This window comes from Nocardia sp. MDA0666, assembly GCF_003023875.1.
Taxonomy (GTDB): domain Bacteria; phylum Actinomycetota; class Actinomycetes; order Mycobacteriales; family Mycobacteriaceae; genus Nocardia; species Nocardia aobensis.
On the sequence record NZ_PYHT01000022.1, the window covers coordinates 1 to 26,043 of the forward strand.

The 26,043-nt window shown below is 68.3% G+C and carries 23 protein-coding genes and 1 pseudogene; 12 read left to right on the forward strand and 12 right to left on the reverse strand.

Annotated elements, in window-relative coordinates:
- The 5 genes and pseudogenes from C8258_RS33340 to C8258_RS25165 form a co-directional block, all read right to left on the reverse strand.
- A pseudogene (locus C8258_RS33340) lies at positions 1-227 on the reverse strand (hypothetical protein); the annotation flags it as partial.
- A 133-nt stretch (positions 228-360) separates the two neighbouring features.
- Positions 361-2,448 (reverse strand): AMP-binding protein, encoded by a 2,088-nt coding sequence (locus tag C8258_RS25150; RefSeq protein ID WP_106957300.1) that lies wholly within the window; start codon positions 2,446-2,448, stop codon positions 361-363.
- Positions 2,449-2,753: 305 nt separating this feature from the next.
- Positions 2,754-3,566 (reverse strand): SAM-dependent methyltransferase, encoded by an 813-nt coding sequence (locus C8258_RS25155; protein ID WP_158271310.1) that lies wholly within the window; start codon positions 3,564-3,566, stop codon positions 2,754-2,756.
- Positions 3,567-3,571: 5 nt separating this feature from the next.
- Positions 3,572-4,870: a diguanylate cyclase domain-containing protein gene (locus C8258_RS25160; protein ID WP_106957302.1), complete on the reverse strand. Its 1,299-nt coding sequence runs from the start codon at positions 4,868-4,870 to the stop codon at positions 3,572-3,574.
- Positions 4,871-5,047: 177 nt separating this feature from the next.
- A complete protein-coding gene (locus tag C8258_RS25165) occupies positions 5,048-5,383 on the reverse strand; it encodes an Lsr2 family protein (RefSeq protein WP_036503185.1) in 336 nt (111 codons plus the stop codon).
- 349 nt (positions 5,384-5,732) lie between these two features.
- On the opposite strand from C8258_RS25165, the gene C8258_RS25170 reads away from it, so the two are divergent.
- Together C8258_RS25170 and C8258_RS25175 are read left to right on the forward strand one after the other, a co-directional pair.
- Positions 5,733-6,746 (forward strand): cation diffusion facilitator family transporter, encoded by a 1,014-nt coding sequence (locus C8258_RS25170; RefSeq protein WP_036503181.1) that lies wholly within the window; start codon positions 5,733-5,735, stop codon positions 6,744-6,746.
- Positions 6,747-6,814: 68 nt separating this feature from the next.
- Positions 6,815-7,807, forward strand: a complete 993-nt coding sequence (locus C8258_RS25175) for a cytochrome c oxidase assembly protein (RefSeq protein ID WP_106957363.1) — start codon at positions 6,815-6,817, stop codon at positions 7,805-7,807.
- A gap of 57 nt (positions 7,808-7,864) precedes the next feature.
- Here the strand turns inward: C8258_RS25175 and lexA are convergent, their stop codons facing one another.
- Complete coding sequence (gene lexA, locus C8258_RS25180; RefSeq protein WP_233225329.1) at positions 7,865-8,635, reverse strand: transcriptional repressor LexA; 771 nt, start codon at positions 8,633-8,635, stop codon at positions 7,865-7,867.
- A 300-nt stretch (positions 8,636-8,935) separates the two neighbouring features.
- Here lexA and C8258_RS25185 point away from each other — a divergent pair, with 300 nt between their 5' ends.
- The 3 genes from C8258_RS25185 to nrdR all read left to right on the forward strand — a co-directional run bounded on the left by C8258_RS25185 (position 8,936) and on the right by nrdR (position 11,452).
- Positions 8,936-9,427 carry a LysM peptidoglycan-binding domain-containing protein gene (locus tag C8258_RS25185; RefSeq protein WP_106957303.1) on the forward strand — a complete coding sequence of 164 codons (492 nt, stop codon included), beginning with the start codon at positions 8,936-8,938 and terminating at the stop codon, positions 9,425-9,427.
- A 135-nt stretch (positions 9,428-9,562) separates the two neighbouring features.
- A complete protein-coding gene (locus C8258_RS25190; RefSeq protein ID WP_106957304.1) occupies positions 9,563-10,816 on the forward strand; it encodes a hypothetical protein in 1,254 nt (417 codons plus the stop codon).
- Between the two features lie 159 nt (positions 10,817-10,975).
- Positions 10,976-11,452, forward strand: coding sequence for a transcriptional regulator NrdR (gene nrdR, locus C8258_RS25195; protein ID WP_106957305.1), 477 nt, complete (start codon positions 10,976-10,978; stop codon positions 11,450-11,452).
- Here nrdR and hrpA read toward each other — a convergent pair whose 3' ends face one another.
- A complete protein-coding gene (gene hrpA / locus C8258_RS25200) occupies positions 11,453-15,562 on the reverse strand; it encodes an ATP-dependent RNA helicase HrpA (RefSeq protein ID WP_106957306.1) in 4,110 nt (1,369 codons plus the stop codon). It lies immediately after the preceding gene.
- A gap of 138 nt (positions 15,563-15,700) precedes the next feature.
- On the opposite strand from hrpA, the gene C8258_RS32395 reads away from it, so the two are divergent.
- The 4 genes from C8258_RS32395 (at position 15,701) to C8258_RS25215 (ending at position 18,769) form a co-directional block, all read left to right on the forward strand.
- On the forward strand, positions 15,701-15,889 hold the full coding sequence (locus tag C8258_RS32395; protein WP_146161325.1) for a hypothetical protein: 189 nt from the start codon (positions 15,701-15,703) through the stop codon (positions 15,887-15,889).
- Positions 15,890-16,008: 119 nt separating this feature from the next.
- Positions 16,009-16,641: a Pr6Pr family membrane protein gene (locus tag C8258_RS25205; protein ID WP_106957307.1), complete on the forward strand. Its 633-nt coding sequence runs from the start codon at positions 16,009-16,011 to the stop codon at positions 16,639-16,641.
- Between the two features lie 127 nt (positions 16,642-16,768).
- The gene (locus C8258_RS25210; RefSeq protein ID WP_106957308.1) at positions 16,769-17,992 is read left to right on the forward strand and encodes an aspartate aminotransferase family protein; all 1,224 of its coding nucleotides are present in this window, start codon (positions 16,769-16,771) and stop codon (positions 17,990-17,992) included.
- Positions 17,993-18,118: 126 nt separating this feature from the next.
- The gene (locus tag C8258_RS25215; protein WP_146161326.1) at positions 18,119-18,769 is read left to right on the forward strand and encodes a DUF5134 domain-containing protein; all 651 of its coding nucleotides are present in this window, start codon (positions 18,119-18,121) and stop codon (positions 18,767-18,769) included.
- A 10-nt stretch (positions 18,770-18,779) separates the two neighbouring features.
- On the opposite strand, the gene C8258_RS25220 is transcribed toward C8258_RS25215, so the two are convergent.
- The 3 genes from C8258_RS25220 to C8258_RS25230 form a co-directional block, all read right to left on the reverse strand.
- Positions 18,780-19,475, reverse strand: a complete 696-nt coding sequence (locus C8258_RS25220; RefSeq protein ID WP_106957310.1) for a PhzF family phenazine biosynthesis protein — start codon at positions 19,473-19,475, stop codon at positions 18,780-18,782.
- Between the two features lie 85 nt (positions 19,476-19,560).
- Positions 19,561-20,100: a carboxymuconolactone decarboxylase family protein gene (locus tag C8258_RS25225; protein ID WP_036503144.1), complete on the reverse strand. Its 540-nt coding sequence runs from the start codon at positions 20,098-20,100 to the stop codon at positions 19,561-19,563.
- Positions 20,101-20,124: 24 nt separating this feature from the next.
- A complete protein-coding gene (locus tag C8258_RS25230) occupies positions 20,125-20,712 on the reverse strand; it encodes a peroxiredoxin (protein WP_030517257.1) in 588 nt (195 codons plus the stop codon).
- A 134-nt stretch (positions 20,713-20,846) separates the two neighbouring features.
- Between C8258_RS25230 and C8258_RS25235 the strand changes: the two genes are divergently transcribed.
- The 3 genes from C8258_RS25235 to C8258_RS25245 all read left to right on the forward strand — a co-directional run bounded on the left by C8258_RS25235 (position 20,847) and on the right by C8258_RS25245 (position 23,310).
- A complete protein-coding gene (locus C8258_RS25235) occupies positions 20,847-21,755 on the forward strand; it encodes a hydrogen peroxide-inducible genes activator (RefSeq protein ID WP_106957311.1) in 909 nt (302 codons plus the stop codon).
- 60 nt (positions 21,756-21,815) lie between these two features.
- Positions 21,816-22,610 carry an MBL fold metallo-hydrolase gene (locus tag C8258_RS25240; RefSeq protein WP_106957312.1) on the forward strand — a complete coding sequence of 265 codons (795 nt, stop codon included), beginning with the start codon at positions 21,816-21,818 and terminating at the stop codon, positions 22,608-22,610.
- 247 nt (positions 22,611-22,857) lie between these two features.
- On the forward strand, positions 22,858-23,310 hold the full coding sequence (locus tag C8258_RS25245; protein ID WP_106957313.1) for a gamma-glutamylcyclotransferase family protein: 453 nt from the start codon (positions 22,858-22,860) through the stop codon (positions 23,308-23,310).
- 160 nt (positions 23,311-23,470) lie between these two features.
- On the opposite strand, the gene speD is transcribed toward C8258_RS25245, so the two are convergent.
- Both speD and C8258_RS25255 read right to left on the reverse strand, forming a co-directional pair.
- Positions 23,471-24,688, reverse strand: a complete 1,218-nt coding sequence (gene speD, locus C8258_RS25250; protein ID WP_106957314.1) for an adenosylmethionine decarboxylase — start codon at positions 24,686-24,688, stop codon at positions 23,471-23,473.
- An 8-nt stretch (positions 24,689-24,696) separates the two neighbouring features.
- Entirely contained in the window at positions 24,697-25,758 is a 1,062-nt protein-coding gene (locus C8258_RS25255) for a type III PLP-dependent enzyme (RefSeq protein ID WP_369974817.1), read from the reverse strand.
- Positions 25,759-26,043: the final 285 nt, after the last annotated feature.

Consider the following 26,043-nt stretch of genomic DNA (forward strand, 5'->3'; position numbering starts at 1 on the left):
CGGGTGATGGTGGTGATGTCGCCGTGGATGGCGTCGCCGGGGAGGGTGCCGCAGGGGGCGACGTTTTCGACGAAGTGGCCGACCATGTGCCGCGACAGCGACCACACATCCTTCAACGGCGACGACAGCAGTTGACCGGACATGGTCAGGCCGGGGCGCGTCGAGGTGGCGGTGGCGTCACCGGATGCGCTCGACGAGGCGGCAGAACCCGGCGTGGCAACAGACATTGGCGAAAACTTCCTTCCCCCGCCCGTTTACTGCGCTGCCTTTATAACGTAACCGTAACGAGACCCCGATGGATGTCTTTCGCCCATCCTCGTGACAAATGAGGAGGCCACCCGGGTGTGGCCTGGTGAGCGGTCACAACTCGGCCGCCGGATGAAACGGGCCGGTCAGTTCGGCGTTCCCGCCGATCAGCAGGCGCTTGAGCACCTTGCCGGTTTCGCCGCGCGGCAGTGCCGACAGGAAGGTGACGTCGCGCGGCACCGAGAACCGGCTCAGCCGGTTGCGGACGTAGGTGCGGATCATGTCCGGGTCCAGGCCCGAACCCTCCCGCTTGACGATGAACGCGGCCAGCCGTTGCCCGAATTCGTGGTCCGGCACGCCGACCACGGCCACGTCGGCGATCTGCGGCAGATGCGACAGTGCCTCCTCCACCGGCCGCGGGAAGACGTTCTCACCACCCGAGATGATCATCTCGTCGTCGCGGCCGGCGATGAACAGCCGGCCGTCGGCGTCCAGGTACCCCAGGTCGCCGGTATCGAGCATGCCGTCGGTCTCGTCGGGCGGCGCCGAATTGACATATCCGTCGAACAGCATGTGGTTGCCCACGTAGATGCGCCCGGTCGCGCCGATCGGCACGGGCTTCCGATCCGGGCCCAGCACAGCGATTTTCGTGCCGAGCGGCGGCCGCCCGGCGGTGGTCGGCGCGGTCCGCAGATCCTCGGGGGTGGCGATGGTCGCCCACGACACCTCCGTGGAGCCGTAGATGTTGTACAGCACATCGCCGTAGTTGTCGGCGAACCGCAGCACCGTGGCACCGGACAGCGGGGCGCCGCAACTGGCCGCGATACGGAGGCTGGAGGTGTCGTAACGGGCCCGCACATGGGTCGGCAGATCCAGGATCCGCTGCACCATGGTCGGCACGAGAATCACTGTGCCGACCCGGTTCTCGGCGATCCGGCGCAGGGTGTCGCGGGCATCGAACTGCTCCGGCAGGACGACGGTGGCGCGCAGCGCGGTACTCAATTGCAGCGCGGCCAGACCCCAGGTGTGGAACAGCGGCGCCGGAATCAGCATGGTGTCGTTCATCCGCAGCGGAATGCGCGACAGCAGGGCCGCCACGGTGGCGAACCCCTTGGCGTGCGGTCGGCGCGCGCCCTTGGGGGTGCCGCTGGTCCCGGAGGTCAGCACGATCAATCGGCCCGGCCGCGCCGGTTTGTCGAAACCGTTGTCGCCCTGGGTGATCAGATCCTCGATGGTGGTGCGGCCGGGGGTGCCGTCGTCGGTGGCGATGCGGACGATGTCGGAGTGCAGGTAGTGGATCAGTTCTTCCAGTTCGGCGTCGACGAAGACGTGCGCCAGCCGGTGCCGCTGCACGATCTCCTCGATGCGCCGGGCCGACAGACCCGCGTTCAGCAAAATCGTGTCCACACCGAGTTTGCCCGCCGCGACCATGGTTTCGACCATTCCGGCGTGATTGCGGGCGAGCAGGCCGATCGCATCGCCGGTGCGCAGGCCCAGTCCGGCCATCCCCCCGGCCAGTGCGGTACTGCGCCGGTCGATGTCGGCGAAGGTGCGGCTGCGCCGATCGTCGACGACGGCGATGCGGGTGGGGGAATGCGCGGCCGCGGCGGCGTAGCCGCCGGCCAGGTTGAATCCCCACCGTGCGAGTCCGCGCAGCTGCCCCACACTGCGGTCCGGCCGCGCGGTGCGTACCACGCCCGTGCCGAGGATGTGGCGAGCGACGTCCGCGTTCCGCCGCAGGGGCGTGTTCTCGCGGTTGACCACGACCGAAGTCGGTGCGGCCGTGACCAATTCGCGCAGTCGCCGCAGCCCGGCGTCCAACCAGGCCTGCGCGCCGGCGGTCGAGGTGCGCGCGGCGACCGGATGTATCCGGCCGGCGGCGAAACAGGTGATCACCGCCCGGGTGCCACCCTCGATATCGCGCAGCCGCACGGAGGCGAAGCTCCCGGTTGCCGCGCAGTACAACTCGAAGGCCTCCCCGCGCGGGCCCAGCCGCACCGTCAGCGACAGGGTCCGGATCTCGGTGTCGGCGGTTCCGATGCGCAGCTGCCACAGCGGCGCGCCGGCGACGGTCTCGAGCCGTTCACAGGCGCCGATTCCGGTGAAGATGCGCGGATACAGCTGGGGGTCGACGAGCAGCTTCCAGACGGCGCTGCGCTCGACCGGCAGCTCGACGGCGGTGTCGAAAACCTCGGTAGCCAACTTCTTACACTTCTCGCGGGCCGGTTCCTCGAGCGCACCGGCGGGAATTCCTTTGTAACCGGGATTGACTTCGCGCAGAAGATGCCTTGTGACAATTCCCGGCGCGCCCGGGCCCGCGGTTGTGAGTTCGCCGCCGATCGTCCGGAGCGTGATGTGCGTCCGCAGCCCGGAACGGAACGTCGTCCGCCGCCTCGATCGTCGAGCGCTCCACGCCGGGTGGGTTGCACGACTGGCGGTATCGGGAGCGGTCCCCGTACTTGGCGGGGCCGGGTTTCGCGCGGGCGCTCGCCGGTCAGCGGCTCGGATCAGGGCTTGCGGGCGACACCCGCGTAGCCGTCGAGGGGCCGGACCTCCGGCAGGGGCTCGTCCGGATCCGGCCGCCACCGGGCCAGATATTCCAGGCCGGGTTCGACCAGGACCAGATCGCCGAGCAGATCCATGATCTCGGCGCGGGTGCGCAGCCGATCGCCGCGGCCGGTGACGCGTTCGGTCACCGCGAGCATGCGGTCCATCTGCTCGGGCGGTCCCTCACTGGTCAGATGTGACAGCGCCAGATAACTACCGGAAGCGATGGTGGCGCGCAGTCGCTCGAATACCGTCGCGGCCAGGGCGTCGTCGGCCACGAAATGCAACATCGATACCAGCAGGACGGCGACCGGCCGATCGAAATCCAGCAGTTCGCGGACCTGCGGATGCTCGAGTACCCCGTCGATATCGGTGAAATCCCCGTGCACCGCGGTCGCGTTCGGATTGTCCGCCAGTAGCTTGCGGCTCATGGTCACCGCGACCGGATCGATATCGACATAGACCACCCGCGCGCCCGGGACGACGCGCTGCGCGATCTCGTGCACGTTGCCCGCCGTCGGAATTCCGGAGCCCAGATCGAGGAATTGATCGATACCCGCCTCGGCGAGAAAACCGACCGCACGCTGCAAGAATGCGCGGTTTGCCCGGGCCGTGCGCGGAACTTCGGGAATGACCTCGATCATTTGCGCCGCGACCGACCGATCCACCTCGAAATTGGCGAATCCTCCCAGCAGATAGTCGTACACTCGCGCCGGGCTGGGAATCCGGGGGTCGATGTCGTCGGCCGCCCAGTCGGGTAACAGAGGTTGCACGCCGCTCATCCTAGGCCGCGCACCCGGGCGGCGACATCAGCCGCATGAAGGACCCAGCGGTTGCGTCCGCTGGCCTTCGCGCGGTACAGCCCGGCGTCGGCGGCATCGAGCAGCCGCTCGGCGTCGGTGCCGGTGACAGGGGTGACGATCGCGCCGATGCACGCGGAGATCATCAGGTCGTGATTGTCGACGGGGATGGGTTCGCCCAGCGCGTCGAGCAGGCGCTGGGCCACCGCGGCGATGTGGTCGGTGTCGCAGGTCGGGCGTACCAGCCCGACGAATTCGTCGCCGCCCACCCGGGCCAGCATGATAGCCGGAACCGCCGCAGAGAGCCGCTCCGCGACGGCCGCGAGCAGCCGATCACCGACTCCGTGGCCGTAGGTGTCGTTGACCGATTTGAATCCGTCGAGGTCGATGAAACACAAGCCGACGCAGTCCTCGGGCCCGGCGTCGGTGATGATGGCCGAGAGCACCTCGACCAGTTGCCGTCGATTGGGTAGGCCGGTCAGCGGGTCCAGCCGGGCCTGGCGGTGCAATTCGGCCTGCAATTCCCGCCGCTGCGTGGTGTCCTCGCCGACCACCAGGAGATACGCCGCCCGCCCGCCGGTCGCCGGCACCAGGGTGATCGCCCACGCGGCCCAGCCGTCGACGCCCTCGGGACGCGGATAGCGCAATTCCATCCGGATCGTGCCCGAGCCGGCGCGGAAAAGCTCGCCCAGTACCCGGCGCCGCAATTCCACGCGGTCGTCCGGATGTATCAGATCGGTGACCCCGCGTTCGAGCAGATACTCGCGGCTGACGCCGAGCATCGCGGCCATCGCGGGATTGACGTCGACCACCCGGCCCTCGGCGTCACCGATACCGATGGCGATGGCGGCATTGTCGAATACCACCCGGAATCGGGCCTCGGCGGCATTGCGGGCGTCGGCCATCGCCGAGTGCAGCATTTCCTGATGCCGCGCCCGGGTGGCGAGTAACTCCTCGGTATATCCGCGGGCCATCTCGCCCAGAACCGCGATCACCCGATCGCCCGGCGGGAACACGGTGGTGGCCAGCGGTGTCAGCGCACGAGCGGAGCGGGGCATGACCTGCGGATCGGTGAGATTGGCGCGGACCAGGGCGGCGCCGATCGTGGCCGCGGCCGCGGCGTCGAACGGTTCGGCCCCGACAATCGCGACGAACTGCTCGAGCAGACCTGCCAGCAGTTGCTCCAGCTCGCGCATGGACATGGGAACGAAGCCGGTGTCGGCGATCGCGATGCGCCATCGTCGAGCCAGTTCACCGATCCCGGTTTCCCCTGTCATGCACACCAACCCCGCCTCGGAACTACTCCCAGCGACTTGTGAGTACGGCGCGGCGCCGAACCAGAGAACCAGATTACCGCGCCGAGCGGGCCCGCAAGATCACGGCTGTGACGTGAACCTGCGGGCCCGCTGGGTGCGTAGCGTACGTGCGATCTCGGTCGAAAGATCGGATGCCGGCTACTTGCTCGCTTTGTGATAGGCGGCGACAACCTCGGAGGAAATGCGGCCGCGCGCGGAGACGTTATAGCCGTGTTTCTTGGCCCATTCCCGGATCGCCACCGTCTGCTCGCGGTCGGCCGCCGACTTGGTGCGGGTCCCGCCGCCGGACTTCAGGCGGCCCACCTTGCGGGACTTTTCCGTCCAGGGTTCGAGTGCCCCACGCAGCTTGCCGGCATTCAATGTCGACAGGTCGATTTCATACGCCACACCGTCGATCGAGAACTGCACGGTCTCATCCGCTTTGGACTTCCCGTCGTAATCATCGATGAGTGTGACGGTGACTTTCTTGGCCATGATCGAGCCCTTTCGCACTGACACGGAGCAACTGGGATTGTGTATACCGTACCGTATTGCGACCGGCCGTAGTGAATCCCGTGCTATTCGGGCGGTTTCGATCGTGAATGTTCCCGGAATGAGAAAAGAATCGGCAGGACGCATTTAGTGCGAGGCCCGCAAAAGTTATCCGGAATGCTCGCGGTCTTCGGACACCGCCCGGGAGTTCGGAACGCGGGGTTCGGATAAAGGGATCGGCGCGCGGGTACCCGGCTGTCGACCCTTGTGGCGGGTACGAGCAGGGGATATTGCATACATAGTGATGTATGCATATGATGACGAGCGGTAGCGACGGAGAGGAGTACGGAGCATGGGTGCCGGACATACACACGGCTCGGGCCACGGGCACGCGCACAGTCATGCGCACGCCACTCCCGACAGCGATCGGCGCTGGCTGGCCGGGGCGCTCGCGGTCATCGTGGTCTTCCTCCTCGGCGAGGTGGTCGTGGGTGTGGTGGCCGGCTCGCTGGCCCTGCTGTCCGATGCCGCGCACATGCTCACCGACGCCGCCTCGATCGCGTTGGCGCTGTGGGCGATTCGCCTCGCGGCGCGACCGCCGGCCGGTCGGATGACCTTCGGCTGGAAGCGGGTCGAAATCCTGTCCGCGCAAGCCAACGGCCTGACGCTGCTGGTCCTGTCGGCCTGGCTGCTCTACGAGGCGATCCGCCGCCTGATCCAGCCACCCTCGGTCACCGGTGGACTGGTGCTGGCGACCGCGCTGGTGGGTGTGGTGGTGAATCTCGCTGCCACCTGGATGATTTCGCGCGCCAATCGCAGCAGCCTGAATGTCGAGGGCGCGTTCCAGCACATCCTCACCGATCTCTACGCCTTCCTGGCGACCGCGGTGGCTGGGGTGGTCATCATGCTCACCGGCTTCGAACGCGCCGACGCGATCGCGACGCTGGTGGTGGTCGCGCTGATGGTGAAGGCGGGTGTCGGCCTGGTCCGTGCGTCGAGCCGGATCTTCCTGGAGGCCGCCCCGGCCGATATCGATCCGGCGGCGGTGGGTGTCGGCATGGCCGCCCGCGACGGGGTGGTCGAGGTGCACGATCTGCACATCTGGGAGATCACCTCGGGGTCCCCGGCTCTCTCGGCGCACGTGCTGGTCGAGCCCGGCCGCGACTGCCACGCGGTGCGCCAGGATCTGGCGCGGTGGCTGGCCGCCGACCATCACATCGAGCACGCCACGCTGCAGGTGGATCACGCACAGCCCGAACTGATCGAACTCGGCGCCGTGCCGAGCGGCCACTGCGCCGAGTCGCACGGCCCCGCGCATCGCTCCCGGGATGTCGCGCACACCCACGAATCCGGTAATCAGAACTAACCGGACACCCCGTCGGACCGGCGCAAACGCTCCCGAACGCCGGGTGGATACTGGCTGCCGTGGGATGGATCGACACGCCGCTGACCGTGCAGTCCGTCATCGAGGAATGGCGCTGGGACACCTCGACGATCGTGGTGACCGCCGCGCTGGGGATCGGCTACGGCCTGGCTCGCCGGCGGGCCGACCGGCGCGGGAGTGCGGAGTCGGCGGGACGCAGTTGGGCGTTCGGCGCGGTCGGCCTCGGAGTGTGGTTGCTGACCGGCATCAGCGTGATCGGCGTGTACTCGGGCACCCTGTTCTGGATGCGGGCGCTGCAGATACTGCTGCTGCTCTACGTGGTGCCGTTCGGCCTGGCGACCGGTCGGCCGCTGACGGTGCTGCGCGACGGGCTCGGCCCGGCGGGACGCGAGCGGCTGGACCGCGTACTCGCCTCGGCGCCGGCCCGGGTGGTGACCTATCCGCTGGTCCCGTCGATCGCCATCCTGGCCACACCTTGGCTGCTGATACTGACGCCGTGGTTCGAAGCGATGCTGCGGCACGGGATGGTCGACGCGCTCACCCGGCTGCTGCTGGTGGCCGTCGGATTCCTGTACTTCTATTCGCGGCTGCAGACCGATCCCGTTCCGCATCGCTATTCGCAGGCCGTCTCGTTGTTGATCACGGTGTTCGAATCACTGGCAGACGGAGTGCTGGGGCTGGTGCTGTGGTTCGGGCCGCTGGTGGCGGTGGACTACTACACCGAGATGGGCCGGACATGGGGCCCGGATCTGCGGATGGACCAGATCATCGGCGCGGGCATCATCTGGGTGCTCGGCGACGTGCTCGGCCTGCCCTATCTGCTGACCCTGATGCGGTCGTGGGCGGCCGACGAACGTCGCAATGCCGCGCGGATGGACGCCGAACTCGATGCGGCCGAAGAACTTTCGGCGCCGCCGGCGAGCGAGCCGGCGCGGACCTCGGCCGCGCCCGCCGCCGCGACGACGGCGCATGCGGAAGCCCCGGTCCAGAGCGGACTGTGGTGGGAAAACGATCCCGTGCTGCGCGACCGCTTCCGGCGCTGACGGATCCGCCCTTCCGGGCGGCAGCCGACGAGGCCGCGCCCGGACGAGCCACCGCGCTCAGATCTTGCGGATCACCGTGACGACCTTGCCCAGGATCTGGGCGTCGTTACCGTCGATCGGGTCGAACAGCGGGTTGTGCGGCATCAGCCACACCTGATCGCCGGTGCGTTTGAACGTCTTGACCGTCGCCTCGCCCTCGATCATCGCGGCGACGATATCGCCGTTGTCGGCGACGTTCTGCTGGCGGACCACCACCCAGTCACCGTCGCAGATCGCCGCGTCGACCATCGATTCGCCGACGACCTTCAGCAGGAACAGCGAACCCTCGCCGACCAGTTCGCGCGGCAGCGGGAACACATCCTCGACCGCTTGTTCGGCGAGGATCGGCCCACCGGCGGCGATGCGGCCCAGCACCGGCACGTAGGTGGGCGCCGGGGTCGCGTCGGAGCTTTCGGTCGCCACCGCGCGCAGCACCGGCGCGGCACCGGCCGCCCGCACGGCGGTCTCGTCCAGGCCGCGGACGTCGACCGCGCGCGGACGATTGGGATCGCGGCGCAGATAGCCCTTGCGCTCGAGCGCGCGTAGCTGATGCGCGACCGACGAGGTGGAGGTGAGTCCGACCGCGTCGCCGATCTCGCGGATGCTCGGGGGATAGCCGCGTTCGTTCACCGAGGTCCGGATGACCTCGAGTACCTTGCGCTGGCGGACGGTGAGATCCGCTCCGTTGCCGGGGGTTTCGGTGTCTCCGGCCGGCGCCTGGGCACCGTCGGGGGAGACCGTGCCGTTGCCGGCCGCCTCCTCGTGTCCGACCACCGTACGTTCGCTCACGCTCGCCGTCCTCCGTTCGTCTGTCTGCCGGGGCGTGTCTGTCGGGTTCTGCCGACGTGGGTTCTGCCGGCGCGGGGTTCTGCCGGCGCCGCCGGATCGCGTGCTTCGAATGTAGTCCGCCCGCGGCCAGGTTTCAAACATCTGTTCGACGCATGTCGGCGTGGCTGGTGACTTTGTCGGCCCCGCGTGGTAAGAATTCGAACATCAGTTCTTCGAACAGATGAGCGAATACGCCACAACTCTCATACCCCTGTGATCCATCCGCCCAGCACTCGTCACAGCATTCATGGAGGTCGTCAGATGCGTACCGCGGTCGATGAATTCAGCACGATCGGCACCCGGGCCGGTTCGTCCGGCGATGCTCCCGTCCATACCGTGCGGCCGGTCCGGCGCCACCGCCGGGCCGACCTCCGGCGTCCCCGCGGTCTGCAGCGCCCGCATGTCGTGGCCGGCTACGACCGGGTGCCGGTCACCGCGCCGGCCCGCGGGCCGCATCCGCTCCAGCGGGTGGAACAGGCCCGTATCGGGCTGGCCACGCTCGCTGCGACCGCACTGCTCACCGCGGCGGCGGTCTGCGGACTCCTGGGAGTGGCGCAGCTACGTGACCCGGGCGGCCCGGCATCCACGCAGACGGTCCAGGTGCAGCCCGGCGAGTCGCTGTCCGACCTCGCGCAGCGGGTGGCGCCGGGGGATGCGGTGCGCGACACGGTGGCTCGCATCGTGGAATTGAACGGACTGCGTGGCACCGAAGTGGCCGCCGGGCGCACGCTCGTGGTTCCGGCGTCGCGATAGGCCGTGGCCGAGGGCTCCCGGGACACGCAATCGCGTGGCCGGATTTATTGATCCACAACTGAAACATGTTGCTACTCTGCTCGGAATGTGATCGGGGCTACATTCTCCGCCAACGGATTTCGAGGACGAGGCATCATGGTGCACACCCTCCATCGGGCGCTGCCGCGACTGTTCGCACGCACGGCCGCACTGCTCATCTGTTTCCTGATCGCCTGTGCCGCGGCACCCGCCGTGCGCGCGGAGGCGGGATACACCGCATATCTGGACATTCCGGTAGTGAACGGGGCTGGGGAGAGCGCCGGTGGCCTGAATCCGGAGCTGCCGCTGGATACTTCGACGCTGGCCGCGGCGCTCGAGCAAGCCCGCGCGGGCGGGATCGCGCCACGGCGGTATGCGGCCCTGCTACACCAGTATTGGCTGACGGTGGCCACCGCCGATGCCGATATCGACCTGGCCGCGTGGGATCCGATCCGCGGGGTGGCCGCGAATTCGCGCATCTTCACCCAGGTCTACGTGAACTACCTCCGGCTGACGAATGCCCATCCGGAGTTCTACTGGACCGGGCTGGCCGGACTGGCAGGCGGATCGTTCGCCTCCGGATTCTTCGATATGAGCGATGTGGCAACCATTCTCAGCGTGCCGGGTATCCACCAGATCGGCGGCGCGGTCGCGGATCTGCTGCGGGCCACACCGCCGCAGCTCGTCGCGGCGCTGCCCGCCGACATCCGGCTCCTGGCCGCCGAGGGTCCGCGGCTCACCGCCGGGGATCTGGCGTGGTTCCAGACCCGGCTGATGATCATGCAGAAACACATCTTCCTCGACCAGGTGCCGATGCACGAGGCCTATATCGCGGGAGGATTGCCCGCGATCGAGGAGATGTACGCCGCCGGAGTGCTCGACGACAACGCGGTGCAGGCCTGGCGCTCACTCGCCACGGGCACGGTCGCCGGGTACGACGACGCGCTGATGCGGATGACCGATCGCGAACAGAATCAGATCATCGCCGATCAATGGGATGTCACCGCACGGGGACAGGGCGCGATGGGCCGGGTGATGACCTACGTCAGCACCCTGGCGGCGAAACCCGCGGTTCCCGGGGTGCGCGCACCCGGTGTGTTCGCACCGAGCACCGTCTCGGCCGAGGTCGACGGGCGCACGATGACGCTGCGCACTCCGTTGCCCGCCTTCAACTGGGCCGACCGCGACCCGCGCTGGACCTACATCACCGGCGATCTGGTGCCCTGTTACGAACGGATGCAGGCCGCTCCGGGGCTCACCCGCCAGGTGCTGTCGGTTCCGTTCGCCGGTGATCTCGCTGCCGGACGGTTGCTGAATCGCTTGCCGGATCTGCTCACCGACCTGACGAGCCAGTGGCAACTGACGGCGTGAGCGGGCCCGGTCGCGGGTCCGCATGGGCCGGGGCGAACGCTGTACGGGTATCCTGAAAGACGCTCAGGACATACGTGGTGAGTGCGGCTGTATCGGCGGAACAGGTCGAGGGCAGGCAGCTCGTCGCGAACCGACGCAGGCATCGACGAAGGATCCCGGATGCATTGCCCGTACTGTCGGCACCCGGATTCGCGGGTGGTCGACTCGCGTGAGGCCGAGGAAGGCAGCGCAATCAGGCGCCGTCGCGCATGTCCGCAGTGCGGGCGCCGCTTCACCACGGTCGAGACCGCGATCCTCTCGGTGGTCAAGCGCAGCGGTGTCACCGAGCCGTTCAGCCGCGAGAAGGTGATCCGTGGCGTCCGCCGGGCCTGCCAGGGGCGTGAGGTCGACGACGACGCCCTGAACCTGCTCGCCCAGCAGGTCGAGGACGCGGTGCGCGCGAAGGGTTCTCCGGAGGTGCCGAGCCACGAGGTCGGTCTGGCCATCCTCGGGCCGCTGCGCGATCTGGACGAGGTCGCCTATCTACGCTTCGCGTCGGTCTACCGGTCCTTCAGCTCCGCCGACGATTTCGAACGCGAGATCGACGATCTGCGCCGCCACCGCGCCGACCGTTCGGTGGCCGCCGGCACCGACTGATCAGCGGGGCCGGGCCCCGGCCGGCGCCGCGCCGATTCCGTCGATGACCTTGATGATTCGCTTGGCGGACACCGGATACGGCGTGCCCAGCTGCTGTGCGAACAGGCTCACCCGCAGCTCCTCGATCATCCACCAGATCTCGGTGACGTCGGCGGCCGTGCGACGCGCGCCCGGAAGACGGTCGAGCAGTCGCGCGTACGCGGCATGCACCCGATCCAGCTCGGCCGCGCCTCGACGGTCGCGATCGGCCGAGGCGGGCAGCGCGAGCAGCCGTGCCTCGGCGGCGTGCAGATACCGCGGAATCTCGCGGAGCCGGGTGGTGCCGAATTCGCTCACGAAACCGGCGAAGACCAGTTCGTCGAGCTGCCCGGCGACATCGTCGGTGATATCGCGATCAATGGTGTCGGCCAGGGCGGTCCGCACCCGGTGCGCGGCCGCCAGCACCGGGACAACCAGTGCGAGGACGCGCGCGACCGCACCGGCGAACTGCGGTCGCACCTGGTCGACGAGCCGGGTGAACTGCTCCGGACTGCGTACCGGCCCACCGTGTGCGGCGATCAGTTCGTCGGCCGCGCAGGCGCGGCAGTCGTCGAGCAGCGCGTCCATCGATCCGTACGGGCTCTGGCTCAGTGCGAGGCGGTCGGCGGCCGACAGTCCCGAGGTGACCGAGCGCTGTGCGGCCGGCATCTCGCGCAGCAGCAGCGCCCTGGTGCCGGTGCGCATCGCGGCGCGCTGCGCCGCCGGCGACGACAGCACGCGCACGGCAACCCCGTCACCCTCGCTGACCAGGGCGGGATAGCCGGTGATGGTCTGACCGCCGACCTCACGCCGAATGGTCTGCGGTACGGTACCCAGCGTCTGCGCCGTCCACACTGTCGCCGGCGCTCGTTCGGCCGCACTCGTCGCTTTCGCCACCGATTGCGAAACCTGCTGGGACAGCTGGGTTTTCAAAGCGGCCAGGCTCTTGCCCCGGGCGAGGTCGGCGCCGTCGGGACCGGTGACGGCGAACGTCATCCGCAGATGATCGGGCAGGGCGCCCGGGTCGAGGTCGGCCGGCGCGATCGAGGTCGACGCCAGTGCCGACAGCTCACGGGCCAGTCCGGTGCGCAGCGGTTCGGCGCGCGGGGTCAGCCGTGCCAGCGCGGCCTTCGCGAAGTCCGGCGCGGGAACGACGCTGCGGCGCAGCTGTTTCGGCAGGGTCTTGATCAGTGCGGCGGCGAGTTCCTCACGCATGCCGGGGACCAGCCAGTCGAAGCCCACGGCCCGCACATGGGCGAGCTGGGCGACCGGGATGTGCACGGTCACGCCGTCGTCGGCCTGTCCCGGCTCGAACTGGTAGGTGAGCGGGAAACTCAGTTCGCCCTGCCGCCAGCTGTCCGGGTAGGCGGCCGGATCCAGCTGGGCGGCTTGCGCATTGACCACGGTGGCGGTCGAGAAGTCCAGCAGATGCGGATCCTCGCGTTCGGCCTTGCGCCACCAGCTGTCGAAATGCCGCACCGACACCACGTCGGCGGGGACGCGCTGATCGTAGAAATCGAACAGCACCTGGTCGTCGACGAGAATGTCGCGCCGGCGCGCCCGATGCTCCAAGTCGGCCACGTCGTCGAGCAGTTCGCGGTTGCGGTGGAAGAACCCGTGCCGGGTCTGCCATTCGCCTTGGACGAGTGCGTGCCGGATGAACAGTTCCCGCGACAGCTGCGCATCGATGCGGCCGAAGTCGACGCGGCGCTGGGTGACCAGCGGAATGCCGTAGAGGGTGACCCGCTCGTAGGCCATCGCCGCGCCCCGCCGGGAGGACCAGTGCGGTTCCGAGTAGTTGCGTTTGACCAGGTCACCGGCGAGCCGTTCGGCCCATTCGGGCTCGATCCGCGCGGCCATGCGGCCCCACAGTCGCGAGGTTTCCACCAGTTCGGCCGCCATCACCCAGCGCGGCGGCTTCTTCGCCAGGGCCGATCCGGGGAAGATCATGAACTTCGCGCCGCGGGCGCCGAGGAACTCCCGCGATTCCGCTTCGCGTACACCGATATGCGACAGCATGCCCGCCAACAGCGCGCGGTGGATCCCGTCGCCGTCCCACGGCAGCGCTTCCGGATCCTGTTGCGGGGCGATCGATTCCGCGGCGGACCAGCCGAGGCTCTTGGTGATGGTGCGCAACTGCCCCTGCAGATCCTGCCATTCCCGGATGCGCAGATAGTGCAGGAACTCGTCGCGGCACATCCGCCGGAACTGATTGGACGACAATGATTTCCGCTGGCCGCGCAGATAGTCCCACAGGCGCAGATAGGCGAGGAAGTCCGACCCCTCGACGGTGAACCGGGCGTGTTTGGTGTCGGCGGCCTGCTGGAATTCGGCCGGCCGTTCCCGCACGTCCTGGATCGACAGCGCCGCGACGATGACCAGCACTTCGGACAGGCAGCCGTTGGCCTCCGCGGCGACGAGCATGCGCGCCATCCGCGGATCGACCGGGAGCTGGGCCATCTGCCGTCCCACCGCGGTGAGTGCCAGTTCGTCTCCGCCCTCCGGCGCGCGCAGATGGCCTCCGGCGGCGGCGTCGCTGCCGCGTCCGCGGCGCCGGCGAGCACCACGCGCGGGCGCGGACGTCTCGCCGGGCCGCCCGAGCGCGCCGAGTTCCAGCAGCAAGGCGATACCGTCGCGGATCGCCCGCCGGTCCGGTGCCTCCACGAACGGAAAGCTCTCGATGTCGCCGAGCCCCAGCGCGGTCATCTGCAGGATGACCGCGGCCAGGTTGGTGCGCAGGATCTCCGGTTCGGTGAAGGCCGGGCGGGCCTCGAAGTCCTCCTCGGAGTAGAGCCGGATGCAGATACCGTCGGCCACACGTCCACAGCGCCCGGACCGTTGCCGTGCGGAGGCCTGTGAAATCGGCTCGATCGGCAGGCGCTGCACCTTCGTGCGCATCGAATACCGGGAGATGCGCGCGGTGCCCGGGTCCACCACGTAGCGGATGCCCGGCACGGTGAGCGAGGTCTCGGCGACGTTGGTGGCCAGCACCACACGGCGGCCGGTGTGCGGCTGGAAGACCCGATGCTGTTCGGCCGCGGACAGGCGCGCGTACAGCGGAACGATCTCGGTCCGTGGCAGTTTCAGGTCGCGCAGGGTGTCGGCGGTGTCGCGGATCTCGCGTTCACCGGACAGGAAGACCAGCACGTCGCCGTCGCCCTCGGCGAGCAGTTCGCGCACCGCGTCGCCGATGGCGTCGGTCTGGTCGCGAGCGTCCTCGGCGCTGCCGCGTCCGCTCGCCCGGCCGCGACGCGGCGCCGGCTGCTCCTCGAACTCGTCCTCGTCGTCGGAGTCGGTCATCTCGGGAGCCAGCGGGCGATACCGGATTTCGACCGGATAGGACCGCCCCGACACCTCGACGATCGGCGCGGGCTCTCCGGAGACGGGATCGGCGAAATGGCGGGCGAACAGTTCCGGGTCGATGGTCGCCGAGGTGATGATCACCTTGAGGTCCGGACGCTTCGGCAGCAGCGACCTCAGGTAGCCGAGCAGGAAGTCGATGTTGAGGCTGCGCTCGTGCGCCTCGTCGATGATGATCGTGTCGTAGCGGCGCAGCAGCCGGTCGCGCTGGATTTCGGCGAGCAGGATGCCGTCGGTCATCAATTTGATCAGGGTGCGATCGGAGGCCTGATCGGTGAAGCGCACGGTGTAGCCGACGACGTCGCCGAGTTCGGTATCGAGTTCGGCCGCAATACGTTCGGCCACCGTCCGGGCCGCCAGCCGCCGCGGTTGGGTGTGGCCGATGGTGCCGCGGATCCCGCGTCCGAGTTCCAGGCAGATCTTCGGGATCTGCGTGGTCTTACCAGAGCCCGTCTCACCGGCAATCACCACGACCTGATGGGCGGCGATCGCGGCGGCGATATCGTCGCGATGGGCGGAGACGGGCAGTTGTTCGGGATAGCGAATGGCCGGGACGGCGGCGCGACGGGTCTCGATACGGGCCTGCGCGGCGGTTATCTCGCGCTCCAGCCGCTCGATCTCACCGTCGTTGCCGTGCGCCTTGTCCAGCCGTCGGCGCAGCCGGTGTTCGTCGCGGAGGGAGAGGTCGGCCAGGCGAGCGCGCAGCTCGCGGGTGGTGGCAGTCGAGGTCATTGCATCGACCAGCGTAGCGAAACCGGCCGTCCGCCCCGTTCCCGCGCTGGTCGGGGCGCCGAATCGTGAAGATAACCGAATCGTTGCTATTGGATGATCTTGGTTCCCGGCGGGGGCCGGGTATGTCACCATCGGGCCATGACTGCTGGTTCCGGAACGCCGATGTGGGTCCGTGGACTCCGCGTGGTGTCGGTGCTGCTGGGCATTGCCGCACTGGTTCGCGAGGGCGTGCACGCGGTCGCGACGGCCGCGTCGAACACGCTGCGCCGGCCGGTGGCGGCGGAGCCCGCGACGAGGCAGCGCACCTCACCGATCGCATCGGCCTAGGCCCGGAGAACGTGCCGTGCCACCGGATGACGCCGGTGGCAGCTGTCGTCGTCTGCCCGTGGCCCTGGTGCAGGTGGTGAAATCGCCTCCCGGGCCGACCGGTATGCGAGGATCGAACGATGATGGCCCGCGCGGGGACGCCGATCTGGATCCGGATCCTGCGGATCGCCGTCGGTGTACTGGGAATTGTTGCCCTGCTGTGGATTCCGATCCGCGCCCACGGATCGCCGGCCTTCTCCCTCGGTAACTACCTCGGCTACTTCACCATCCACTCCAATATCGCCGGCGTGCTGGTTCTGCTGGGCGGCGGCCTGCTGGATCCGGCCGCGCGGCGCTGGCAGGTGGTGCGCGGCGCGGCCACGCTGTATCTGCTGATCACCGCGGTGATCTACGCGGTGCTGCTGGCGAACATCGATGTGATGCTCACCGACAAGTGGATCAACGACACACTGCATCGGGTGCTGCCGATCGTGGTGGTCGCCGACTGGATTCTGGTGTCGGCGCGGCTGCGGGTCTCGGCCGCGCTCATCGGCGGGTGGCTGAGCTATCCGATCCTCTACTGCGGTTACAGCCTGATCCGCGGCGAGATCGTGGACTGGTATCCGTACCCGTTCCTGGATCCACGCGTGCAGGGCTATCCGTCGCTGCTGATCGGGGTGGTGATGCTGGCCGCGGTGATCACGCTGCTGGCGATCGCGGTGGCGTGGCTCGGGTCGCTGCATCACCGTCGCGACGCTCCCGTCCTCGTCTGACCGCGCGGTTGCCGGTGGATTGCGCAGACCGGACGACCGGGCCTGCTCGGGCGCGGCGCGGGTAGTCTGGCGGCGCAGGCGATCGGGTAGTCCCATCGCCACCGGATGACGGGAAGAGGAGCCGAGCATGGGTTCGCTGTGGCACGGATTCGCGGATATGGGCGCGGTGGAGCGCGACGGCGCCTTCGTGGTCGCCCGCGGTGAGGGCGCCTACATCTGGGACGAGGCCGGGCGGCGCTACCTCGATGCGACGGCGGGCCTGTGGTTCACCAACGTCGGTCACGGCCGCCGCGAGATCGCCGATGCGGTCGCGGCGCAATTGTCCACGCTGGCACACTATTCGAACTTCGGCGACCTGACCTCGCCGGTGACGCAACGGCTGGCCGAGCGGTTGTCGGAGCTGGCGCCGGTGCCGGGCAGCAAGATCATGTTCACCTCCGGTGGGTCCGATTCGGTCGACACCGCCGCGAAACTCGCCCGCCGGTTCTGGCGTGAACAGGGCCGTCCGGACAAGACGCTGCTGGTCGGCCGCCGGCTGGCCTATCACGGAATGCACGTCGCCGGAACGGCGCTGGCCGGCATCGAGGTCAATCACGAGGGCTACGGCGAGTTGATGGCCGATACCCGCACGGTGGAATTCGATCAGGCGCAAGCACTGCGGGCACTGATCGACGAGGTGGGCGCCGACCGCATCGCGGCATTCTTCTGCGAGCCGATCATCGGGGCGGGCGGGGTGTATCTGCCGCCGGAGGGATATCTCACCGAGGTTCGCCGCCTCTGCCGCGACAACGACATCCTGTTCGTCGCCGACGAGGTCGTCACCGGCTTCGGGCGGATCGGCGGATCCTGGTTCGCCTCCACCCGATTCGGGCTCGAACCGGATCTGATGACCACCGCGAAGGGCCTGACCTCCGGCTATCTGCCGATGGGCGCGGTCTTCGTGGCGCCGCGGGTGGCCGAACCGTTCTTCGGTGGCGGGGTGTGGTTCCGGCACGGCTACACCTACGGCGGCCACGCCGGATCGGCCGCGGCCGCGATGGCCAACCTCGACATCATCGAACGCGAACATCTGCTCGACGCCAGCAAGAACATCGAATCGCTGCTGCACGAACACCTCGCGCCGCTGGCCGGACATCCCCGGGTGGCGCAGGTACGCAGTGGGCTGGGCGCGGTGGCCGGGGTCCAGCTCGCCGATCCGTCCGAGGGTCCGGCCATGGTGAAAGCGTTACGCGCCGAAGGGGTTTCCACCCGCTCGGCCGGGCAGGGCGCGCTGCAGATCTCGCCGGCGTTCGTCATCACCGACGAGCAGATCGCCGAGCTGGCGGCGGCGATAGGCCGCGCGCTGGGCTGAGTCCGCGCCCTGCCCGTCAGCTGCCTCTTCGGTGCCCCCGCCCGCCCGACGAGCGGTGCCCGATGCCTCGCCGTGCGAGCATGGTGTGCGAAGGCGGACACGCCGCGCGTCGGAAGGTGGTGGGGTGTGGGCTCTTTCGTGACCGAGCACGAGATGTTGCGCTGGGGCGTGATCGTGGCGTTCGTCGCCGCGGCGGGCATCGTGCTCGTGCGGCACGTGGCGGTGCCGGTGGCGCCGGGAGGATCGGGTGGATCACGGCCGGGGACGTGGCCGATCGGCGTCGACGAGCACGAATCCGATGCGGCTCATCTCCTGATGTGCCTGGTCATGCTCGCGATGTTGCTGTTCCCCGCGGCCGCCGCGCCCGATGCGATTCGCGGGGTGCTCATCGCCATGATCGTCGTGTACGCGGGGCTGTCGATCGTGCGCATCGCGCACTGGCGGACGACATCCGGGGAAGGCGGCGCCGAATTCCGCCTTCCGGCGGTGGTCTACCACCTGGTCGCGGCGGCGGCGATGCTGTGGGTGATGGCCGGGCATCACCACGGTATGGGGCATGCGGAGATGCGCGGCGCGGGTGGCCCGCCGGTCGTGCCCGTGGCGATCGTGGCAGCCCTGTTCGCGCTCGACGGTCTCCTGCTGCTGTTCCCCCGGACGAGAACCACACTGCGCCACAGTATTTCGCATCCGGCCGGCGCGCCGGGCGCGATCGGCGTCGTTCCGCACGTGGTGATGGACCTCGGGACCGCGTACATGTTGATCGCCGCCGTCGCCTGAGTCCGTCTCCTCAGAGGAGTATGGGGTGGTCGGCCACGACGCGCCCGCCCAGGCGCACCCAGCCGTCGGAATCCCATTCGGTGAACAGCTGCGAGCCCGCGCCCTGGGTGATGATCAGGCTGCGGCGCAGCTTCGCGGTGAGTGCGATCGCGGCCGCGCCCGTCGCCTCGTCCTCGGCGATTCCCAAAGCGGGAGCGAACATTCGCGCGTGCACGGCACCGCGTGCCTCGTTCGTCCAAGCCCAGACGTAGTGCTGGCCGTCGGTGAAGTGGCGTGGATCGACCGTGTCGAGGAAGGCGGCATCGGAGAATTCGTCGAACGTGAATTCGGGTGCCCACTCGGCGCGGGCGCGAATCCAGACCAGTCCGTCGTCGAGCATCTGGATTTCGACGGGACCGGCGGCGACGTCGATGATCTTCACGGGGTGCCCCTGATCGGCCAGCCACCACGCCGCGCCGACCGTCGGATGTCCTGCGAACGGCAGCTCCCGCGCCGGGGTGTAGATGCGCATCCGGGTGCGGCCGGATACCGGATCGTCGAGGACCACCGTTTCGCTGTGACCGACTCGGGCCGCCAGCAATTGGTGATCGACCTCGGTCACCGCGTCCGCGCGCACGATGCCCAGTGGGTTACCGAGCCGGCCGGTGACGTCGGTGAAGACCCGAACCACCTCGACCTGCGTGCCGTCGCTTTCCCGTTGGCTCATGTTGCCCCAGCGTACCCGTAGCAACGCACACGATGCCCCGTCCCGATGGACGGGACGGGGCATCGTGAGAGACGCGTTTCGAGTATCAGACCGCGGCGGCGGCCAGGGTCTCGCTGGCCTGTACGGCCTGGCCGACGCCGGCGACGATCGCGGCGACACGCAGGGCCTCGAAGATCACCTCGCGGGACACACCGGCCTCGCGCAGGGTGTGCTCGTGCGCTTCCAGGCAGTGCTGGCAGCCGTTGATCGACGACACCGCGAACGACCACAGCTCGAAATCGGCCTTGTCGACGCCGGGATTGCCGATGATCTGCATACGCAGTCCGGCCCGCAGGTCGTCGTACCGACCCTCGAGGAACGCCCGGCCCCGGTAGAACACGTTGTTCATACCCATGATCGAGGCCGCGCCCAGTGCCGCGTTGTAGGCCTCCGCGGACAGGGTGTCGGCGGCCTCCTCGCCGATCTCGCGCAGGGTGGTGGCCGATCTGGTGGCGGCCGCCGCGGCGAGCAGGGTGCCCCACAGCTGCTGTTCGTTCAGCACGGTCGACCGCGCGATGGACGACAGGTTGAGCTTGAGGTCCTTGGCGTATTCGGGAAGCGAATTCTTCAGGTTTTCAACAGACACGGGCAGGCACTTCCTTTTCGGTGATCAGACGCTCGCGGACAGCAGTTCACCGGCGTCGATGGTCGGGTCACCCTTCTTCCAGTTGCAGGCGCACAGCTCGTCGGACTGCAGGGCGTCGAGCACGCGCAACACCTCGTCGACGTTGCGGCCGACCGAACCGGCGGTCACGGAAACGAACTGGACCTCGTTGTTCGGGTCGACGATGAAGGTCGCGCGGTCGGCGACACCGTCGGCGTTCAGCACGCCGGTCGCGGTGACGAGCTCACGCTTGAGGTCGCTCAGCATCGGGAAGGGGAGGGTCTTGAGGTCCTCGTGCTGGGCGCGCCACTGGAAGTGCACGAACTCGTTGTCGACCGACACACCCAGGACCTGGGCGTCGCGGTCGGCGAACTCCTCGTTCAGCTTGCCGAAGGCGGCGATCTCGGTCGGGCACACGAAGGTGAAGTCCTTCGGCCAGAAGAAGACGATGCGCCACTTGCCGGCGTAGTCGTCACTCGAGACCTGGGTGAAGTAGTCGTCGGGCTGCTGCGCGTTCACCTTCGACAGGTCACCGCCGATGACCGCCGTCAGGTTGTAGGCGGGGAACTGGTCGCCGATGGTCAGCAGAGCCATGTTGTCTCCTTCGTCGTAGTGGGACACAGGTGACGGGTCGCCCTTGTGCGGGACACCGTCGAAGCATTTCGCTGTCGATCATGCCCAAAACCCAGTAAAAGGTAAAGGTGATCAGTTGCACTATACTGATAGGCGTGACTGATCAGACTTATCAGCCCACCCTGTCACAGCTGCGTGCGTTCGTGGCGATTGCGGAATATCGCCACTTCGGGACCGCGGCGGCTCACCTGAATGTGAGCCAACCCACGTTATCGCAGGCGCTGGCATCACTGGAAAACGGACTGGGCCTGCAGCTGATCGAGCGCAGCACCCGCCGGGTGCTGGTGACCGCTGCGGGGAAAAGGCTGCTACCGCAGGCGATGGCGACTCTCGAGGCCGCCGACCGCTTCGTCGCCACCGCGGCCGGCGACAGCCTCGGCGGCACCCTGCGCATGGGCATCATCCCCACCGTCGCGCCCTATGTGCTGCCGACATTGCTGCCGGAGCTGCGCCGGCGGCTGCCCGCTCTGGTGCCGCACGTCATCGAGGATCAGACCGCGCGGCTGCTCGACGGATTGCGCAGCGGCGTCCTCGATGTCGCGATGATGGCGTTGCCGTCCGAAGCCACCGGCATGGTCGAAATCCCGCTCTACACCGAGGAATTCGTGCTGGTCACGCCCCTCGGGCACGCATTGGCCGGGCGGAGCGACATCGCGCCCGCGGCGTTGGACGAGCTGCCGCTGCTGTTGCTCGACGAGGGACACTGCCTGCGGGACCAGACGCTGGATCTGTGCCGGTCGCAGGACGTGCGTCCGGGACCGGTCGGCGATACCCGCGCGGCCTCGCTGACGACGGTGGTGCAGTGTGTGGGCGGTGGGCTCGGCGTGACGCTGATTCCCGAGATGGCCGTGGCGGCCGAAACCTCCCGTGGCACATTGGATATCGCCCGTTTCGCGGCGCCGGCGCCGGGGCGCACCCTCGGCCTGGTGTTCCGGGGTTCGACCGCGCGCGTGGAGGACTACGAACAGCTGGCGGAAATCATTCGGGCACAACGCCCGATATGAGAAATTCCATGGTCTCCCATCCCGATTGACCGGCCGGTGAGCGTCTGGAACGCTCGTCGCGTGCGGATTCATCACCTCAACTGCGGCACCATGGCCATGGGCATGGTGGACCACTGCCTGCTCATCGAGACCAGGACCGGGTTGGTGCTGGTGGATACCGGATTCGGGCTCGACAGCGTGCGCGATCCCGGCCGCTTCGTCGGCCCCGGCCGCTTCCTGCTGGGCATCCGGCCCGCCGAGCATCACACCGCGATCCGGCAGATCCAGGCGCTGGGCTACGACCCCGCCGATGTGCGCCACATCATCCTCACTCATCTCGATCTCGACCACGCCGCCGGACTGGCGGATTTCCCCGAGGCCACGATTCACGTGCACGGCCCCGAATTTCGCGCGGCGACCGCCGGCCGGACCCTGTCGGAGCGGCTGCGCTACCGCGCGGCCCAGTGGTCGCACGGCCCGCGCTGGATGGTCAACGAACTCGACGGCACCGACGAGTGGTTCGGTTTCCGCGCGGTACGCGACCTGCCGGGACTGCCGCCGGAAATCCTGGTCGTCCCGTTGCCCGGTCACACGCGCGGGCACGTCGGGGTCGCCGTCGACACCGGATCGGGCTGGCTGCTGCACGCCGGTGACGCGTTCTATGTCGCGAGCGAGATCGACCCGGCCGGACCCAAGACGCCGTTGTTCTGGTGGTCGTTCGAACTGGGCTCGATCGTGCGCGGCGCGTATCTGGAGAACCGCCGGCGACTGGTGGAACTGGGCCGTGCGCACGGCAATGCGATCACCATCGTCAACTCCCACGACGCGGACCTGTTCGCCCGGGTCACCGGAAATTCGGTGCGGCCCGTCGGATGAGCATGCGCGAGCAACCGCGCACATCCGGCGGAAGCAGGGTTTTCCTGGTACGGCGACTTCTCGGCAACCGTGACCAGCGAGGATGGGACCTGTGATGTAGGTCACGTTTACCCGGTGTGAGTCACCGCTGGCGCATTCGGCACAGTGGAGGGATGCGAAACGGGTGTGCGAGCAGGAACGGATGGTTCGACGTAACGACGGATAGGCGCGCGGAAAGCGGCGCCGGAGATGCCGGGCGGGTGATCCGATGACCACGGCGAAGAAGCCCGCGCCGCAACGCCGAGCGCGCCCCGACGACCCCGGTCCGGACCTGTTCGCCTACGGCACTCTGCAATTCGGCCCCGTGCTCGAGGTACTGCTGGGCCGCACTCCCGACATGGATGTCGCGGTCGCGCGGGGCTGGCGGGTGGCGGCGCTGCCACAGCGGCTCTATCCGGGACTGGTGGCCGAGCCCGGGCGGATGGCGGGCGGGCTGGTACTGCGCGGGCTGACCGCGGCCGACTGGCGGATCATCGAAGCCTTCGAGGATCCGGAATACGATCTGCGCCCGATCGAACTGATCGGATGCGAGGAGCCCGTGCGGACCTTCGTCTGGTCGTCGGCGGTCACGGGCAACGACTGGCTGCCCGAAGTGTTCGTCTCCCACCACCTCGACCGCTACGTCTCGCGCACGGCCCAGTGGCGACAGGAGCGCGCCTGAGCGTCGGTGGACGGCCACTGACCGCGAGACGCTGGTCCTGCGCGGCCGATTCGGTGGCATGGGTTACCCATACGCGGACCGCCCGGGACGGTTGTCCCGGGCGGTCCTTCTCGTATTCAGTTGTCGCGCAGGGGGTCCCGTGCTGTGAATGCCGGCCCTGTCAGGCTCGAGCGGCGATCTCTCGCAGGGCGTACGGTTCGATAGCGCCGCGCACCAGCGCGCGTTCGTCGACCGTCTCCGCGCGGTAGGGCAGTTTCGGCAGCTTCTCGCGCATCACCGCGACCGGGTCGTCGATGCGCTCGGCGACACCGAACAGGAACGTCCACTCGTGCTCGTCGCTGCCGTAGGGCACCACGGTGTCGAACAGATCGGTGAACCGCTGCCACGAACGCTTCAGCGTCTCGTTGCGCCACATCGTCGGGCACCCGGCCTGAGCGGCCAGCACGCCGCCCTCGGCCAGCAACGCCTTACATCGGGTGAGGAACTCCTCCTCGTAGAGGCGGTTGTGCTGGGCGTCCTCGACCCGCTCGTCGGGCAGATCGATGACGATCACGTCGTAGCGCACACCGGCGGATTCGGCCTCGGCCAGGAAATCCCAGCCGTCGGCGTAATGCATCCGGATCGCGCCGTCACCACCGACCGCGGCCTCCAGATCGGCCGGAGTGTATCCGTAGGGCAGATGCCGGGCGCACAGCTCGACCTCCATCCGGTCGATATCTACGTGGTCGACCCGCGTCGCGCCCGCGGCCACCGACATCTGGCTGGCCACACCCTCGCCGGAACCGATGATCAGCACGTTGTCGAGCTTGGCCGCCAGCGCGTAGGCCGGGACCAGCATCGCCTCGTGATAGGTCAGCTGGGAGAACTCGGTGGACTGCCGGTCGTCGTCGGAGAACAGCGACACACCCTGCGCGGTGCGCGCGATCACCATGTGCTGGAACGGAGTTCGCGCATCGACGATCACCTCCGACAGATCCCAGACGCGCGTCAGGCCCTCGCCGACCGGCTCGTGCACCCGGCGTGCGTGATGCCCGCGCTGCACGACCTCCATATGCACCGATTCCGGCTGCAGCGCATCCTGCAGCAACTCGACCGCCTTGGTGGCGCCGGCGCCGATGCTGCCGCAGGTGAACACGTCGACGAAGATGTCGCCGGATTCCGGATAGGTGTGGATCGACGCGTGCGATTCCGACAGCAGCGCCAGCACCGTCACGCCGTGGGGCTCGAACTTCTTGTGCACCACCTCGCAGATCGTCACTCCCGCGGCGAGCAACGATTGTCGAAGCGCTGTTTCGAGTCGTTCGAGATCGTCGCAGAGGGCTACGTCGACACCACCGAACTCGGCCAGCACGTGCCAGCCGGTGAATTCTGCCGTCATGGGCAAACTCACTCTCGCTCAGCGCCGATGACATGCACAGTCAAAGGCGGAAAACCGTTGAAGGACACCGACGAATAGCTCGCCGTATAAGCGCCGGTATCGAGGATCCGAACGGGATCACCGGCTCGCAGCGTGGTCGGCAGAAGGACTCGCGTGCGTTGATACAGTACATCGTCTCCGTCGCAGGTCGGGCCCGCGATCACCGCCTCGTCGGCGGGGTCACCGTCGCGGTCGGTTTCGATCCGGTAGGCGATGTACTCGTTCTCGGTCTCGGCCATACCGTTGTAGCGGCCGATGTCGAGATACACCCAGCGCCGCCCGTCCGGCGCGGTGCGCACGTTCACGACCTCGGCGCGGATCACGCCGGCATTGCCCACCAGGGCGCGGCCGGGTTCCACCACCAGGTCGGTGTGCTCGGGAAGGTGCCGCGTCGCCGACTCGGCGATCACGACACTCAGTTCGGACAGCTCCGGCGCCGGATCGGCGTACGAAATCGGAAGGCCCCCACCGATATTCACCGACGCCACCGGGATGTCCTTGACCGCCAGCGCTTCCGTGATGGCCGCGGCCTGCTCGATGCCGATCTGCCACGCCACCGGATCCAGCTGCTGGGAGCCCACGTGGAAATAGGGGCCGGCCACCTGCAGGCCCAGGTCGCGGGCGCGCACCAGCAGTCGCACCGCCTCACCGGGCGCGCAGCCGAATTTGGTGCCGAACGGGGTCTGCGACTGCGGCGCCGAGGCCAGGAACCGGCACTCCACCTCCGAGCCCGGCGCGAGTTCGGCGATCCGCTCCAGATCGTCCTCGGTGTCGAAGGCGAACCGGCGGACACCCGCGGCGTAGGCGGCCGCGATGTGGGCGGCCTTCTTGATCGGGTTGCCGTAGCAGAGCGTTGCCGGGTCGACGCCCAGCGCCACACACATCTCGATCTCGCCGATACTGGCGACGTCGAACTCGGCGCCCTCGGAATCGAGCAGCCGGATGATCTCCGGCATCGGAGATGCTTTGACAGCGAAGCGAATTCGTGCCGACGGGAAGGCCGCACGGAAAGCGTGGAAGTTGCCGCGCACCCGATCGAGGTCGATGACGAGACAGGGCGACTCGGGCGCGTTTGTACCGGTCAATCTAAGGGAACTCTCTTTCTTCTGGGCAGCCTCCCGCTGCAGGCAGCGAGCGAGAGAGTATCAGCGCGAGGGCACGGGAAACGAACCGGAACGAGGGTCGGCTTGATCACGCTCGGGTGAGCGCGGCCCGCACCGGGGACGGTGGCCGGATCAGATCAGCGCGTCGGCACCGGGTTTTCGGCGGCGTACGAGCGTCGTGGCGGGATCGCGGCGGAGGTCGAGGACGATCGT